We start from the raw sequence: 15500 nt of genomic DNA, 5'->3' as shown, positions 1-15500 counted from the left end.
CAAATATATTCACAAAAAGTCTTTTTATAGTATTTTTGAGAAAAAAATATTACTCATTTATAGCAATGAAAAAATTAATAATACCAACCTATTACGGCATTTTTGACTTACATAACTGTGCCTTTTGGCTAAGACGTAAATGAGCCGAATAATCTATATATTTGGCTCAATATATGAGCTGTTTAAGCCATTTATTCGGCTCACAATATAGGTTTTATTAGGTCAAAAGTCATAAAATGAGCTGAATAATTCAATTAATAAGCTCACAAAATGAGCCGAATAAGTGTTACAATCGGCTCATGGAGTAGGGGAATGCTTATGAAAAAATGGGTATGGCAAAAAGCAAACTGGACTAAATTTAAATGGGATGAAGCACTCGTCACGGTAAAACTGCGTTTAATTCATAAGAAGATAGGTCAATTGGTCGGTGAGAGCAAAGCTTCACCAGATGCTGAGGCATTACCATTAGATACACTGCTCACAAACCTAGTAGCATCCTCACTCATTGAAGATGAGAAGTTGAATATTCGTTCACTCAAATCCTCATTAGCTCGGCGTTTAGGGGTAACAGAAGAAAATCCTGCACCGATTCAAGATAAAACTGAAGGCTTAGCCAATATCATGATGGATGCAGTGAGTAACCATAATGCGCCATTAACCATGGAGCGCTTGTTGCAATGGCATAACTGGCTTTTTCAAACCATAGAACGCTTCGATTATGTTGCCCAAAAAATAAAAGTAGGAGAGATCCGTGATAATGAGGCACCAATGCAGGTTGTTGGTGGTTCTCCTTATGGCACGACAACTAAAGTTTACTTTGAAGCACCTGAGGGTGGAGAACATTTACAGGGACTAATGAATGAATTTATAGAATGGTTCAATAGTTCCAGAGAAGATGTAATGCTTGATCCGTTATTGCGAGCTGCACTTGCTCATTTCTGGTTTGTGACATTACACCCATTTGAAGATGGTAATGGCCGTATCACTCGTGTCATTACAGACTTGGCATTAGCCCAAATGGATCATCAAAGTATCCGTTTATACGCTATGTCCGTGGCCATCCATGAAAATCGTAGTAGTTATTATGAGGTTCTTGAGAAATGCCAGAATAACACCTATACGATTAATGAGTGGCTAGTCTGGTTTTTAGACACCTTAGAAAAAAGTATCGACAGGTCGTTATTGCGACTTGATCGAACGATTGCAAAAGCAAAATTCTGGAGCTCTTATTCTCATATCGAATTCAATGAAGCCCAGAATAAAGTTTTAAATCGTTTACTTAATGGGGAAGAAAATGATTTCCCTTTAGGCATTAATGCTTCGCAGTATCAAAAGGTCACTGGAGTAAGTAAAGCTACAGCAACACGTCACCTAACCGAGCTTTTGGAAGGAGATGTGCTGTATAAACTTGAAGGTGGTGGACGTAATACCCGCTACGTGCTGAAAGTCGATAAAGAAAAGTTTACTCAAAACACTCATGCTCTTTAGTTCCAACTAAAAAAGCTCTTAATTAAGTGATGTTATTCATTCTAAGATTTTTTTTAAAAATATTTTTAATTTTATTTAATATAAATACGGTCTGTGTTTGTGTGTAACCATAAGCTTTAATTGTATCAACTGGAGCTGAAGAATCTCCAATGTCTGCAAGAATTCCACTTACGTAAACTAAAGAAATATCGCTTGGAATTGATATTGATTCTGCATACTGTGCTTGATCTGAACCCATGCGTGTAATTTTACCCATAAAATATATTCCTTGATAAATAGTGTTAATAAGATTTTTTATTGACGTTTAAGTCGAGTGAATGATATATTTTTTGAATGATCATTCCAGAAAGAATTTCAAATGAGACCAAAAGAGTTTGAAGAAGATGATATAGCAGAAGCTGCTATGAAAGTTTTTTGGCAAAGAGGCTATGCTGGAACAAGTATTCAAGACTTAGTAGAGGGCACAGGCCTAGGACGTGGCAGCCTTTATAATGCTTTTGGAAGTAAATACGGATTATATGAATTTGCTTTAAAACGTTATTATGAGATTACTGCTAGCAATATAGCCATACTATCTGAAGATGGAACTGTCAGAGAACTAATACGCCGTTTACTCATGAAAATTGTCTCGGAAGAGCTGAATGATACTGAAAATCTGGGCTGTATGGTTGCCAATGCCTGTTTAGAGATGGCAAGGCATGATGAGGGAATTGCTGATTTAGTAGCAAAAAATTTAAGCAGAATGGAAAGAGCCATTAGCTCGTTAATACTGCGTGGGCAGGCTAATGGCGAAATTGATGCTACAAAAAACCCTGAAGCATTGGCTAGATTTATCGTGAGTACGATTCAAGGAATCCGTGTCGTAAGTAAAGGCAGTGAAAAAAAATGTCAATCTGAAAGACTCGTTGACATCGTGGATATTGCGATAAGCGCAATCTAAATTTATGAATTGATAAAATAGTCATATTCCTTGATGTATTAATAGATGAACTGTTAATAGATCAAGGCATGTCCTTTTTTTACCTATTTTGGAATGATCGTTACAAAACAATCCATTTTAAAAGTCAGTCATACAAATTCAACACACACCATTTTTTATCAGCAACAAAGAAAGGAAGTAACAATGACTCAAGCAGCACAATCTAAAACAAAGACAATTGCAGTCTTCGCTACTGGCATTATGAGGGCTGCAATAGCTAGGAACCTTAAAGAAAATGGTTTTAACGTGAATGTATGGAACCGTAGCTATGAAAAATAAAGCTTTAGAAGAGTCAAGCAAAGCAGCATTAAAGGCTGGATTATGAATATACAAAATAACTCTGTGACATCAGATATTGTGAATAGCTCTAAAAAAGATATTCCTGTTTTAAAGCTTCTAGCATTTACGCTTGCTGGTTTCATTACAATTATGACAGAAACCATGCCAGCAGGTTTATTGCCATTAATTAGTAGGGATTTACAGGTAACAGAAGCTTTAGCAGGGCAATTAGTATCTGTTTACGCTTTAGGTTCTGTGATAGCCGCTATTCCTGTTGTTGCAGCTACTCGCAGTTGGTCACGAAGACCTTTATTTTTACTGGCAATAAGTGGCTTATTAATCTTCAATACCTTAACTGCGTTATCTTCCAGCTATATTGTTGTGTTGGTTGCTCGTTTTATTGCGGGGATGTCGGCGGGAATTATTTGGGGAGTACTCGCAGGTTATGCTCGAAGCATGGTATCTGCTAACTTACAGGGTCGAGCGCTAGCCATAGTTGGTGTAGGACAGCCTATTGCCTTATGTCTTGGAGTGCCTTTAGGTACTTGGCTAGGTAGTATGTTTGGTTGGAGAGGCGTATTTTGGATTATTTCTCTGCTCGCTTTATTTCTAGTGATTTGGATTAGAGCCGCGATTCCAAACTTTTCTGGACAAGTTGCAGAGCAACGCCAGTCGATTAAAGAGATTTTTTTACATTCAGGTATTCGCTCAGTGTTAGCGGTAATTTTCTTATGGATTCTTGCACATAACGTCTTGTATACCTTTATTTCACCTTACTTGGCATCTGTAGGGCTTGGTAATCATATAGATCTGGTACTTTTATTATTTGGTGTGTCATCAATCATTGGGATTTGGGTCACTGGTGTTTGGGTGGATCAGTCATTACGTTTATTAACCTTGCTAAGTTTAGCTGGATTTGCAATTGCTGCGATCTTAATTGGCTTAGGTGGTAGTGGGAACTCTGCTTGGCTAGTACTGAGTGGTATCGCGCTGTGGGGTATGACGTTTGGTGGGGCTCCAACTTTGCTTCAAACAGCAATTGCAGATACTGCTGGTGAAGGTGCCGATGTAGCCCAGTCTATGTTAGTTACTGTCTTCAATTTAGCCGTTGCTGGAGGAGGATTATTAGGTGGAATATTACTTCAAAAAATCGGTCCATCATCATTCACGATAGCGATGTGTGTTTTATCAATAATTTCCTTCTATGTGGTCTTACAAGCTAAGGTACATGGATTTAAAAATAGATAATTTTTAAATAACTTTAGACACTAGATTGGTTCCAATCAAGCTAGTGTCTATTCACCATTAAATGAATATTTAGAGGATCAACTTCATACACTTAATAAAATATTTTTATTGATGCTATAAATTTTAAGACAATTTAATCGATTCTTTACTTTATTTTTACAGTTCCTAATTCAAAAAAAAGTATAACGTAACTCATGTCTTTTTTTAACTTTATTTTTTTCATCATAATCTGAAAGTAGATACTCAATATGTATTTAAGATTATCCTTAAACATCTAATTAAATGAAAAACAATAATTATTTAAATATTTTCTAGCCATTTTCACATTGACACCTTAAATATTGAAGATTAACATTTGCGTGCTGGCCACATTGCCAGTCGGTTTTGACAGACCGTTTTTTCGACTACATCAGGATTATTTCTCTGAGGAATAGTTTTGCGTGTATATCTCGTTCCCTCCCGTTGCGGTAGGACGGGAGAGGGACACCTGCGGGTGTGCTGGAGTCGAAACCAGTCTGTCAACCCTCTTTCGTTCTGCCACCATAAACCTCTTATGCTCTGGCAGAACTCCAAATATAAGGAGTTGGCTTTGCACATTCATATTTTTTTGGCAGCCATTGTCAAAGTACACTATAACGACACAACTTAAAATTTTACCAAGCTTTGACCGCCGTTCGGCTGTTCAGGCTTTCATTTATTATTACTAAAAAACTTAGCAACAATAAAACTTGAGATGTGCTAGGCACAGTCTTTACGGCTTTGCTACGCCTTTTTTCACCTTAAAAAAACTAAAAGGCTTTTATATCTCTTTTATATACAACAAGAATTTATTTTATAACGGTAAAACTATGCCAAATTTAGTTCTCTCATTTCGTGCTTTAAGTGTGCTTCATACTTCAAGGTTTCTTTTTAATAAATATGGCTTTCACAATGTAGGGATAGACCGAATTATAAAGTCGGCAAAAGTCCCCAAAGCTACGTTTTATAATTACTTTCACTCGAAAGAACGTCTTATTGAAATGAGTTTAACTTTTCAAACAGATGGTCTTAAACATGAAGTTATTTCAATTATCTACGTTAATAAAGAACTATCGCTGGTTGAACAGCTTCGTAAAATTTTCTTTTTACATGCCAATGTAGAAGGGCTTTACAATTTGCCGTTTAAAGCGATTTTTGAAATATCGAAATTATATCCAAAGGCGTATCAGCTTGTAATTGACTACCGAAACTGGCTGATGAATGAAATTTATAATTTGCTTTTAACGACTAATTCGAATGCTTTAAAACAAGATGCACACCTGTTTTTGTTTGTGATAGACGGGGCAATGGTTCAGCTTTTAGACCCGAACAAGCCAGATGAACGGGAGAGGTTGCTTAAGTATTTTTTGATGGGGTTGGGGTGAGGGGAATCATTTATTCATCTTCCAGATCTGCACATTAGATACAGACAATCATGAAGAAATAGATCAACTGAAATTAATGTTCATCAAATTAGATCATCATATCCAGTGCATGAGATAGCGATGGATTTTGCATAAGGAATAGTATGTTACTTAAGGTACTCAGCATCATAAATACAATTTTGCAGATTCATGATGCTGAGCTGCAGCAACAACTGCGTTGTATAGGATACAAATCAGATTTAAATAAGATTTTTAAAATAATTACGGTGAATGCTGTCCTGTGGTAATAATTCTAATAAGCGTTGTATTGCATCAATGCGATCGTGAGTTTGACCAATAATTCGCAATAATTGATCGATATCTTTTATTTGATAAATCATTTGGCTTAAACGGGCATCAAAACAATGTCGCCACGTACTCAATAAAGGGCTTTCTGATTTAAATAAAAAGCTCCCTTTATATAGCGAAAATGTACTGGCAATAAGATTTGCATTTAAAGATTGTTCAGCACGTAAAAAATCACATTGAACCTCACAGGTCAGTCTATAAATACGAGCTTCAATACAGTGTGGTAGTAGGGTACGCAATTGTGAAAGCTCAGCCTTTAGGGTTTTTAGACTGACACTACGTTCACCATAAAGGGCATAGTGTAACTCTTCTAAACCAATACCATAGGGATGCAAAGCTAAAATGCAAAGTATTTCAATTTGACGGTGACTCAAATTTAAAGTGTGCCCATTAAATTGAACCCAAGGTGAACCTAGCGCTTTAATGTATAAAAAATTTTGCTGCTCAAATTTTATGGCTCGCTGTATTAAATCTGCACAGCGTTCAACTGCAAGCAGCCCCAAAGGAGTATGTTTTTTATATTTTGTGGAAAGGTTAATAATGCCATGAAATTGCCCTGATGTCGGATCCCAGATCGGTGCGGCATAACAAACCCAATCTCGAACACTGTCCATTTGGTTTTCATGAGAATAGACGCAACTTGAAATTTGGCTGTTTAACGTCATACCAATCGCATTGGTTCCAACGGCCTGTGTAGACCAATGTCCACCTTCAATAAAATGAACCTGTTCAGCAGAAGAAAGCATGGCTGAACTACTCCATGTCCATAAGAGAGTCCCGTGATGATCTGTAAGACCAATCGCCATATCTGAATCATCCGCTATTTTGAGTAAATCTGCATAATTATGTTGAATAGAGCGGCGGAATAAAGACGTTTGATCTTCTTGAGGCAATGCTAAAACAGGGGCGGCATGCACAGTAGTCTGATTAACTAAATGGGTTGTTTGCAGCTTTTTTGCAGGTGCGGTATTGAACAGATTCATATCATATTCCTTTATGATGAGACTGTAATATTTTTAAACTTTAGAAATGAGCTTCCAAATTTATAGTCATTTACGTCATTTCTTCTTGCTTCGATTTTAAATGCTTTTATCTTTGCTTGGTTAAATCACATCTTTTGGCTTTACCAGTCCTTGAGCTACTTTAAAAGTGTTTTTATGAGCTGAAAATGACTATTTCCATCTGAAATGTTAATAAACGTAAATAGGATGAAAATTCATTCGCTCATGTAAGGGTTAGCCACAGCCTCACCATGATACTGACGATCAGCAAAATAACTTGACCGTACCAATGGTGCACTCCAAATATTTTTAAATGCTAAGCGCTCTCCATGTGTTTGATAGTGCTTAAACTCTTGCAACGTAACAAAACGATGAATTGGCGCATGAGACTTAGATGGCTGTAAGTATTGACCGATTGTGACATAGTCAACTTGATAATCTTTCAAATCATTCAATAACACAATAACCTCAGCCTCGACTTCTCCCAAACCGACCATCAAACCGCATTTGGTTGGGATGTCGGGACAGTAGTGTTTAAATTTTTTGAGTAAATCCAATGAATGCTGATAGTTAGAGCCTGGTCGCATGGCTTTATACAGACGTGGAACGGTTTCAATATTATGATTAAAAACATCGGGTGGGTTTTGGCTCAGAATCTTCATGGCAATATCTGCACGACCACGAAAATCAGGAACCAAAATTTCAATCAAAGTATTTGGGCTAATCTCACGAATTTCTCGAATGCAATTGGCAAAATGCTGTGCGCCACCATCTTTTAAGTCGTCTCGATCAACCGAAGTAATCACGACATACTTTAAGTTTAAATTCTTGACTGTTTCAGCCAAATGCTTTGGCTCATTAATATCTAAAACATGAGGGCGACCATGAGCGACATCACAGAATGGGCAGCGTCGAGTACAGATATCTCCCATAATCATGAATGTTGCTGTTCCACTACCGAAACATTGTGGCAAGTTAGGACAAGCCGCTTCTTCGCAAACCGTATGCAGTTTTTGTTGCCTTAATAAATCCTTAATGATTTGAACGTCTTCAGGTTGACTAATTTTAGTCCGAATCCATTCTGGCTTTTTCGGTATCGTTTCCGTTGGAACAACTTTAATAGGAATACGCGCCATTTTTTCAGCGCCACGTAACTTCTTTCCTGTTAATACTGTGTTATTTAAATCCATTTCAAACACTCCGTCGTTTAAAATAATTAATATAGACCCTGATATTAAATAAGCTGCTTTAACTGCATTAATAATATTAAAACAGGGCAAAAAACTTATCATATAAAACAAAGGTTGGTTAAAGGTTTGTTTTTGTATGTGATTGAACTATTGTAAAATTTTACAAAAATTTTTAATTTCATAACCTTCTGTTTTTAATATTTATCTTATCTTTTTATGCATTATATTTTTTTAGTCTAATATGAAATTAAATAAAAATATCTTTATATAAATATACGGTTTAAAAATCCAACCCTTCATTTTTGGATTTTCTTTTAAGCGTAGTTAATAAGGAACAAAGATATGCAATTAACGGAAGATCAATTGCTAGCAGCATACAAAAGAATGCGCGACATTCGTGAATTTGAGGATCGACTTCACGATGAAAACAATACTGGTGATATTCCCGGTTTCATCCATTTATATAGCGGTGAGGAAGCTGTTGCCGTAGGGATCTGTGAAAATTTAACAGACAAGGACTTCATTACATCAACACATCGTGGTCACGGACATTGTATTGCTAAGGGCTGTGACATTCACGCCATGATGCTAGAAATTTTTGGCAAAGATGATGGTTTGTGTCGTGGTAAAGGCGGCTCAATGCACATTGCGGACTTAGATAAAGGCATGCTTGGTGCAAACGGTATTGTGGGTGGTGGCCCACCTTTAGCAATTGGGGCTGCTTTAAGTGCCAAGACACTCAAGAATGGTGGTATTGGTCTGTCGTTTACGGGGGATGGCGGTTCAAATCAGGGCTTAACTTTTGAAGCCATTAATATGGCTGTGGTGTTAAAGCTTCCTGTCATTTTTGTTTTTGAAAATAACGGTTTTGGTGAAGGTACTGCACATGACTATGCCGTAGGCAGTAAAGACATTGCAGGTCGAGCAGCAGGTTTTGGCTTACCTGCTGAAAAAGTAGATGGAACAGACTTTTTTGCTGTGTATGAAGTAGCACAAAAAGCGATTGAACGTGCCCGCCGTGGTGAAGGTCCAAGTGTAATTGAAACGGTAACTAACCGTTTTTATGGACATTTTGAAGGTGATCCGGGGCTTATCCGCTCTAAAGAAGAACTGGATTATGTCAAAGAACATAAAGACCCATTGAAAATATTCCGTGAAAAAGTCAAAGGTAAAATTGACGAAGCCAAACTGGATGCGATTGATGTCCAGTCTAAAGCCAATGTAGACGATGCCGTTGCAAAAGCACGCGCAGCTAAGTACCCAGAAGTCTCTCAGTTACTTACAGATGTTTACGTCTCTTACTAAAGGAATAGTAGAAAAATGCCAAATAAAAGTTATCGAAACGCAATTAAAGAAGCAATTGAATTAGAAATGCGCCGAGACCCAAGTGTCATTGTGGTTGGTGAGGATGTACGTGGTGGGCATGGTGGCAAAAATACCGATGACAATAAACTGGAAGGTTTTGGCGGTGTACTTGGTGTAACCAAAGGCTTATGGACTGAATTTGGTTCTGAACGGGTCATTGATACTCCAATTACAGAATCTGCGATTATTGGTATGGCGGCAGGTGCTGCTGCAACGGGTTTAAGACCTGTGGCCGATTTAATGTTTATGGATTTTTATGGCGTGTGTTATGACATGTTGTATAACCAAGCGGCTAAATTCCGTTATATGTTTGGTGGCAAAGCCAAAGCGCCACTCGTTGTACGTGGCATGATCGGTGCAGGTTTTTCCGCAGCAGCGCAGCACTCCCAGTCACCATATAACGTGTTTGCCTCAGTGCCAGGCTTAAAAGTGGTGGTACCTTCGAGTGCCTATGATGTGAAAGGGTTGTTGATTCAAGCCATTCGAGATGATGACCCAGTGGTCTTTTGTGAACACAAATTATTGTATGACATTAAAGGCGAAGTGCCAGATGAGGCCTACACCATTCCTTTTGGTGTCGCGAATTACACCCGTGAAGGCACTGATATTACCATTATTGCCTTAAGCTTGATGGTGCATCGTGCCAATGAAGTCGCTGATAAGCTGGCAAAAGAAGGCATTTCGGTTGAAGTGGTTGACCCTCGAACCATTTCTCCATTAGACGAAGATGGCATTTTAGAGTCGGTTGCTTCCACAGGTCGGGTAGTGATTGTAGATGAATCTGCGGCGCGTTGTGGTTTCGGACATGATGTAGCTGCACTCATTGCACAGAAAGGCTTTCATTACCTTAAAGCACCAATCGAGTTAGTTACTCCACCACACTCACCCGTACCATTTTCACCAGTATTAGAAAAAGAATGGCTACCTAGTGTAGAACGCATCGAACAGGCTGTACGTAAGACGTTGGAGGCTTAGGATGAGCGAAATTAAAACCTTAGAAATCCCAAAATGGGGTTTGTCCATGGAAGAGGGCACAATTGCCCAATGGCTGATTCAGGAAGGTACGCAATTTAGTAAAGGACAGGAAATTTGTGAAATTGAAACCACAAAAATCGTCAATGTTCTGGAAGCGCCTTTCGATGGCTTGCTACGAAAAATTATTGCTAAAGATGGTGACACACTTGTTGTAGGTGGAGTCATTGCAATTTGTGCAGATGCTCAAGTTTCCGATACAGAAGTTGAAGCATTTGCACAGTCCTTAGGTGGAACACCTGCTGTAACTGAAAATAAAGCGGTAGCGGCGTTTCCTGAAAAAGTAGCTTTAGCTCAAGCTGAAACCAAAGTACAAGCTGCTCCTCAACAAAACAGTGTTGGTAATGCATCAAAAGCGGTGACTCAGGGCGGATTTTCAATTCCTGCTGCGTTACAAGGCTACCAACAAAACAATGATATTTTCGCAACGCCACATGCCTTGAAATTGGCTCAAAAGCATAATGTAAACTTGTCTAAGATTACGGGTTCTGGACGTGAAGGTCGTATTAGTGTTCAAGATGTTCAGGCCGCAGTTCAAGCTGCTGGTGGTTCTTGGCCAGATGTGCATCATCAAGCCAGTACGAAAGCCGCGAAATCTAAAGCAGATGATAGTTATGTTCTAGCAACACCTGTTGCCCGCCGTTTGGCAAAACAATGGGGCATTAATTTGCATGATTGTCGTGCATCGGGTTCACGTGGACGAGTCTGTAAGGAAGATGTTGAAGCTGTATATCAACGTGAAAACCCTGTACAAGCTCAACATGCTGATCATGTGCATCCAACAGAGTCAGTAAAATTTACCACCGTGGCTATGAATGGTATGCGTAAAGCAATCGCTTCACGGCTACAAGCGGCAAAACGCAATGCACCACATTTTCGCTTAACAATAGACTTAAATGTTGAGTCGGTTCAGGCTTTGCGTCAGCAAATTAACAGTACCGTACCGCAAGTAAAACTGTCCATTAACGATATGCTGATTAAAGCTGCTGCCGCAGCACTGATCAAAGTTCCACAGGTCAATGTTCAGTTTGATGAAGAAAATCAGCAAATCTTACAGTTTGAACAGGCTGATATTTCGGTTGCTGTGGCCATCGAAAACGGACTGATCACACCAATTATCAAAGCAGCAAACCGTAAATCTTTGGCGCAAATTTCCAATGATATGCGCGATCTGGCGACACGTGCCAAAACTGGAAAATTAGCGCCTGATGAGTTTCAAGGCGGCAGTTTCAGTATTTCCAATTTGGGAATGCTTGGTATTCAACAGTTTGATGCCATTATTAACCCACCTCAAGGTGCAATTCTGGCCCTAGGTGCAGCAGAGAAACGTGCTGTCGTCGAAAATGATGAGATTGTTGTTCGTGAAATGGTGACAGCAACATTGTCTTGTGATCATCGTGTGATTGATGGTGCGTTAGGTGCTCAATTCCTATCGTCATTTAAGCAGTTTGTCGAAAATCCTGCATTGATTTTGGTGTAGGAGGAATAGCTATGTCAGATACACAATTTGATCTTGTGGTTATTGGTGCTGGTCCTGGAGGATATGTCGCTGCGATTCGCGCAGCGCAACTGGGATTAAAAACTGCAATCGTTGAAAAACAACACTTAGGCGGTGTGTGTCTTAATTGGGGATGCATTCCAACCAAGGCATTATTGAGCGGGGCTGCGCTTGCGCGGCAGTTCAAACATGCAGAGCAGTTTGGCTTTACTCTTAACGCGGTTGATTTTGACATTCAAAAACTGGTCCATCATAGCAGACAGGTTTCTGAACAACTGGTACAAGGTATCGGGCAATTGTTGAAAAAGAATCAAATCACTGTTTTTAATGCTACAGCCCAGTTTATTGCCAAAGAGCAATTAGAGCTTACAGATGCGAATGGTCAAAAACAGCAGATTTCTGCACCGCATATTATTGTCGCAACAGGTGCACGTGCGGCTAATTTGCCTCATATTCCTGTAGATGGCCATCAGGTCTGGAGTTATAAAGAGGCTTTAGTTCCAGAACAATTACCAAAGTCTTTACTGGTCATTGGTTCAGGTGCTATAGGCAGTGAGTTTGCAAGCCTATACCAAGACTTAGGCTGCCAAGTCACCTTGGTTGATATTGCAAAGCAGATTCTACCCAGCGAAGACATTGAAGTTGCGAAGTATGTACAAAAGCAATTTGAACAGCAGGGTATGCAGGTTTTAACCGAAGCGACCGTAAAAAAAATAGAAACTGATCAGGCTCAAGTACATTGTCATATTGAAACTGCCACAGGTGTGCAAATTATTAGCGTTGAAAAGGTACTTTCAGCAATTGGCGTGAAACCGAATGCTGAAAATCTTGGTCTAGAAGCTTTGGGTATTGAATTTGAGAATGGTTTTATTAAAGTCGACTCATGGTGTAAAACCAATGTTGTGGGCATTTATGCAATTGGCGATGTCGCAGGTGCACCGTGTTTGGCACACAAAGCCAGTCATGAAGCCATTCTTTGTGTGGAGAAAATTGCAGGACTGAGTCATGTACATGCTTTAGATCGTACACAAATTCCAGGCTGTATTTTTACCCATCCTCAAGTGGCCAGTATAGGTTTGACAGAACAGAAAGCGAAAGCTGCGGGCTTGAATATCAATGTGGGTAAGTTCCCTTTACAAGCCAATGGTAAAGCCTTGGCTTTGGGCGATAGCGCAGGATTTGTTAAAACCATTTTTAGTCAGGAAACGGGGGAATTGTTGGGTGCTCACATGGTTGGACATGAAGTCACCGAACATATTCAAGGTTTTGCCATCGCAAAATACCTAGAAGCTACGGATGAAAGCTTAGCGCAGGTCATTTTCCCTCATCCGACTTTGTCTGAGGCGATGCATGAGTCGGTATTGTCGGCGATGCAACGTGCAATCCATATTTAAGGAGTCGCAACATGCCTAGAGGTTTAAACAATAAAGTTGCATTAATTACGGGTGCGGCACAAGGCATTGGACGCGGTATTGCCTTACGTTTAGCGCAAGAAGGTGTTCATATTGCCTTGGTCGATCTTCATCAAGAAAAGTTAAATGCTGTTCAAAAAGAAGTTGAAGCCTTTGGCGTAAAAGCCACCACATTTATTGCGGATATTTCAGATCCCATACAAGTAAGTCATGCAATCGATCATGCCGAATCGACACTTAATGGTTTTGATATCATGATCAATAATGCTGGTATTGCACAAGTCAAAGCTTTGGCAGAAGTAACGCCGAGTGAATTTAACCAAATTATGAATATCAATGTTGGCGGTGTACTTTGGGGGATTCAAGCCGCAGCAAATAAATTTAAACAACGTCAACAGGCTGGAAAAATTATTAATGCGTGCTCAATAGCAGGTCATGAAGGTTTTGCTTTACTCGGTGTTTATTCGGCAACTAAATTTGCAGTTCGTGCATTGACACAAGCTGCGGCTAAAGAATATGCCAGTGCTAAAATTACTGTGAATAGTTATTGTCCAGGTGTTGTGGGCACAGACATGTGGGTCGAAATAGATCAGCGTTTCTCTGAAATTACAGGCGCACCGATTGGTCAAACGTATAAAAAATATGTAGATGGTATTGCTTTAGGACGTGCTGAAACACCAGATGATGTGGCTGCATTAGTTACATTTTTAGCCAGTGAAGATGCAAACTACATTACAAGTCAGTCTATTTTGACAGATGGTGGAATGGTTTACCGTTAATATCAACATAAGGAATACATAATGAAAGCAGCTCGTTTTTATGACCGAGGGGATATTCGGATTGAAGATATTCCTGAACCAAAAGTACTTCCAGGCACAGTGGGAATTCAAGTTGCATGGTGCGGTATTTGCGGTACAGATTTACATGAATTCATGGAAGGCCCTATTTTTATTCCACCTTGTGGTCATCCACACCCAATTTCGGGAGAGTCTGCACCTGTAACAATGGGACATGAATTTTCAGGTGTGGTTTATGCAGTTGGTGAGGGTGTAGATGATATCCAAATTGGGCAACATGTCGTAGTTGAACCCTACATTATTGCTGACGATGTGCCGACTGGCCCGAATGATAAGTATCATTTATCAAAAAATATGAACTTTATTGGTTTAGGCGGACGTGGTGGCGGTCTTTCTGAAAAAATTGCAGTTCAACGACGATGGGTACATCCTATTTCAAATGATATTCCCTTAGACCAAGCAGCGTTGATAGAACCTTTATCTGTTGGTCATCATGCCTATGTCAGAAGTGGTGCAAAAGCTGGCGATATCGCACTGGTTGGTGGAGCAGGCCCTATAGGCTTACTTTTATCAGCTATTTTAAAGGCCAAAGGTCTTACGGTCATCATTACTGAACTGAGTGCAAAACGTAAAGAAAAAGCGATAGAGGCTGGCGTTGCCGATTATGTACTAGACCCATCTAAGGTTGATGTGGTTGATGAAGTAATGAAAATTACTGAAGGCCGTGGTGTAGATGTCGCTTTTGAATGTAGTAGTGTCAATAAAGTCATGGATACACTTGTTGCAGCAATGAAACCAACTGGTGTAGTCGTTATCGTTTCTATTTGGAGCCATCCTGCCACAATTAATGTACATAGTGTGGTGATGAAAGAGCTAGATATTCGTGGCACGATTGCTTATGTCAATGACCATCAGGAAACCATCCGTTTAGTCGAGCAAGGTAAGATTAATCTAGAACCTTTTATTACCCAACGTATTGCATTAGATGATCTTGTTTCTAAAGGCTTTGAAACGCTGATTCATAATAATGAGTCTGCTGTAAAAATTATTGTTCATCCCTAATGTATAGCTAAACCATTTAGCAAAACCAAGATGCAATAGATGCAACGTCTATTGCATCTTGTTATTTTGAATCGATAAGTTCGCCGTAAGAACACTGCCTTGTTCAAATGAGCAAATATATTCACAAAAAGTCTTTTTATAGTATTTTTGAGAAAAAAATATTACTCATTTATAGCAATGAAAAAATTAATAATACCAACCTATTACGGCATTTTTGACTTACATAACTGTGCCTTTTGGCTAAGACGTAAATGAGCCGAATAATCTATATATTTGGCTCAATATATGAGCTGTTTAAGCCATTTATTCGGCTCACAATATAGGTTTTATTAGGTCAAAAGTCATAAAATGAGCTGAATAATTCAATTAATAAGCTCACAAAATGAGCCGAATAAGTG

Annotated in this window: 14 protein-coding genes; 11 read left to right on the top strand and 3 right to left on the bottom strand. The window is 39.1% G+C overall.

The window, feature by feature from the left end; translation table 11 throughout:
* Positions 1–318: 318 nt before the first annotated feature.
* On the top strand, positions 319–1488 hold the full coding sequence (locus E0H82_RS15950; protein ID WP_131265695.1) for a Fic family protein: 1170 nt from the start codon (positions 319–321) through the stop codon (positions 1486–1488).
* A gap of 22 nt (positions 1489–1510) precedes the next feature.
* Here E0H82_RS15950 and E0H82_RS15945 read toward each other — a convergent pair whose 3' ends face one another.
* Entirely contained in the window at positions 1511–1744 is a 234-nt protein-coding gene (locus tag E0H82_RS15945) for a hypothetical protein (RefSeq protein ID WP_131265694.1), read from the bottom strand.
* 102 nt (positions 1745–1846) lie between these two features.
* Between E0H82_RS15945 and E0H82_RS15940 the strand changes: the two genes are divergently transcribed.
* The 4 genes from E0H82_RS15940 to E0H82_RS15925 all read left to right on the top strand — a co-directional run bounded on the left by E0H82_RS15940 (position 1847) and on the right by E0H82_RS15925 (position 5397).
* The gene (locus E0H82_RS15940) at positions 1847–2428 is read left to right on the top strand and encodes a TetR/AcrR family transcriptional regulator (protein WP_131265693.1); all 582 of its coding nucleotides are present in this window, start codon (positions 1847–1849) and stop codon (positions 2426–2428) included.
* A 183-nt stretch (positions 2429–2611) separates the two neighbouring features.
* A complete protein-coding gene (locus E0H82_RS16760; RefSeq protein WP_265937194.1) occupies positions 2612–2746 on the top strand; it encodes an NAD(P)-binding domain-containing protein in 135 nt (44 codons plus the stop codon).
* A 42-nt stretch (positions 2747–2788) separates the two neighbouring features.
* Positions 2789–3994, top strand: a complete 1206-nt coding sequence (locus tag E0H82_RS15935) for an MFS transporter (RefSeq protein WP_131265692.1) — start codon at positions 2789–2791, stop codon at positions 3992–3994.
* 848 nt (positions 3995–4842) lie between these two features.
* A complete protein-coding gene (locus tag E0H82_RS15925) occupies positions 4843–5397 on the top strand; it encodes a TetR/AcrR family transcriptional regulator (protein WP_213073968.1) in 555 nt (184 codons plus the stop codon).
* 239 nt (positions 5398–5636) lie between these two features.
* On the opposite strand, the gene E0H82_RS15920 is transcribed toward E0H82_RS15925, so the two are convergent.
* Entirely contained in the window at positions 5637–6728 is a 1092-nt protein-coding gene (locus tag E0H82_RS15920; protein ID WP_131265690.1) for a transcriptional regulator, read from the bottom strand.
* Between the two features lie 233 nt (positions 6729–6961).
* Positions 6962–7936: a lipoyl synthase gene (gene lipA / locus E0H82_RS15915; RefSeq protein ID WP_131265689.1), complete on the bottom strand. Its 975-nt coding sequence runs from the start codon at positions 7934–7936 to the stop codon at positions 6962–6964.
* Positions 7937–8278: 342 nt separating this feature from the next.
* Here lipA and E0H82_RS15910 point away from each other — a divergent pair, with 342 nt between their 5' ends.
* Genes E0H82_RS15910 through E0H82_RS15885 form a run of 6 tightly spaced genes read left to right on the top strand, consistent with a single transcriptional unit; the run spans position 8279 to position 15102 of the window.
* On the top strand, positions 8279–9241 hold the full coding sequence (locus E0H82_RS15910) for a thiamine pyrophosphate-dependent dehydrogenase E1 component subunit alpha (protein ID WP_131265688.1): 963 nt from the start codon (positions 8279–8281) through the stop codon (positions 9239–9241).
* A 15-nt stretch (positions 9242–9256) separates the two neighbouring features.
* Entirely contained in the window at positions 9257–10276 is a 1020-nt protein-coding gene (locus E0H82_RS15905) for an alpha-ketoacid dehydrogenase subunit beta (RefSeq protein ID WP_004979604.1), read from the top strand.
* Between the two features lies 1 nt (position 10277).
* Complete coding sequence (locus E0H82_RS15900) at positions 10278–11813, top strand: 2-oxo acid dehydrogenase subunit E2 (RefSeq protein ID WP_131265687.1); 1536 nt, start codon at positions 10278–10280, stop codon at positions 11811–11813.
* Between the two features lie 11 nt (positions 11814–11824).
* A complete protein-coding gene (lpdA, locus tag E0H82_RS15895; RefSeq protein ID WP_131265686.1) occupies positions 11825–13225 on the top strand; it encodes a dihydrolipoyl dehydrogenase in 1401 nt (466 codons plus the stop codon).
* A gap of 11 nt (positions 13226–13236) precedes the next feature.
* On the top strand, positions 13237–14022 hold the full coding sequence (locus E0H82_RS15890; RefSeq protein WP_131265685.1) for an acetoin reductase: 786 nt from the start codon (positions 13237–13239) through the stop codon (positions 14020–14022).
* A gap of 21 nt (positions 14023–14043) precedes the next feature.
* Positions 14044–15102, top strand: a complete 1059-nt coding sequence (locus tag E0H82_RS15885; protein WP_131265684.1) for a 2,3-butanediol dehydrogenase — start codon at positions 14044–14046, stop codon at positions 15100–15102.
* The last annotated feature ends 398 nt before the right edge of the window (positions 15103–15500 follow it).

Source organism: Acinetobacter sp. ANC 4910, assembly GCF_004331035.1.
Classification (GTDB): domain Bacteria; phylum Pseudomonadota; class Gammaproteobacteria; order Pseudomonadales; family Moraxellaceae; genus Acinetobacter.
Note: the sequence above shows the minus strand (reverse complement) of the source record. Positions and strands in the feature narration are given on the sequence as shown.

Coding starts and splice junctions, on each gene's coding strand:
- E0H82_RS15950 (WP_131265695.1), top strand. CDS start 319: ATGAAAAAATGGGTATGGCAAAAAGCAAACTGGACTAAATTTAAATGG.
- E0H82_RS15945 (WP_131265694.1), bottom strand. CDS start 1,744: ATGGGTAAAATTACACGCATGGGTTCAGATCAAGCACAGTATGCAGAA.
- E0H82_RS15940 (WP_131265693.1), top strand. CDS start 1,847: ATGAGACCAAAAGAGTTTGAAGAAGATGATATAGCAGAAGCTGCTATG.
- E0H82_RS16760 (WP_265937194.1), top strand. CDS start 2,612: ATGACTCAAGCAGCACAATCTAAAACAAAGACAATTGCAGTCTTCGCT.
- E0H82_RS15935 (WP_131265692.1), top strand. CDS start 2,789: ATGAATATACAAAATAACTCTGTGACATCAGATATTGTGAATAGCTCT.
- E0H82_RS15925 (WP_213073968.1), top strand. CDS start 4,843: ATGCCAAATTTAGTTCTCTCATTTCGTGCTTTAAGTGTGCTTCATACT.
- E0H82_RS15920 (WP_131265690.1), bottom strand. CDS start 6,728: ATGAATCTGTTCAATACCGCACCTGCAAAAAAGCTGCAAACAACCCAT.
- lipA (WP_131265689.1), bottom strand. CDS start 7,936: ATGGATTTAAATAACACAGTATTAACAGGAAAGAAGTTACGTGGCGCT.
- E0H82_RS15910 (WP_131265688.1), top strand. CDS start 8,279: ATGCAATTAACGGAAGATCAATTGCTAGCAGCATACAAAAGAATGCGC.
- E0H82_RS15905 (WP_004979604.1), top strand. CDS start 9,257: ATGCCAAATAAAAGTTATCGAAACGCAATTAAAGAAGCAATTGAATTA.
- E0H82_RS15900 (WP_131265687.1), top strand. CDS start 10,278: ATGAGCGAAATTAAAACCTTAGAAATCCCAAAATGGGGTTTGTCCATG.
- lpdA (WP_131265686.1), top strand. CDS start 11,825: ATGTCAGATACACAATTTGATCTTGTGGTTATTGGTGCTGGTCCTGGA.
- E0H82_RS15890 (WP_131265685.1), top strand. CDS start 13,237: ATGCCTAGAGGTTTAAACAATAAAGTTGCATTAATTACGGGTGCGGCA.
- E0H82_RS15885 (WP_131265684.1), top strand. CDS start 14,044: ATGAAAGCAGCTCGTTTTTATGACCGAGGGGATATTCGGATTGAAGAT.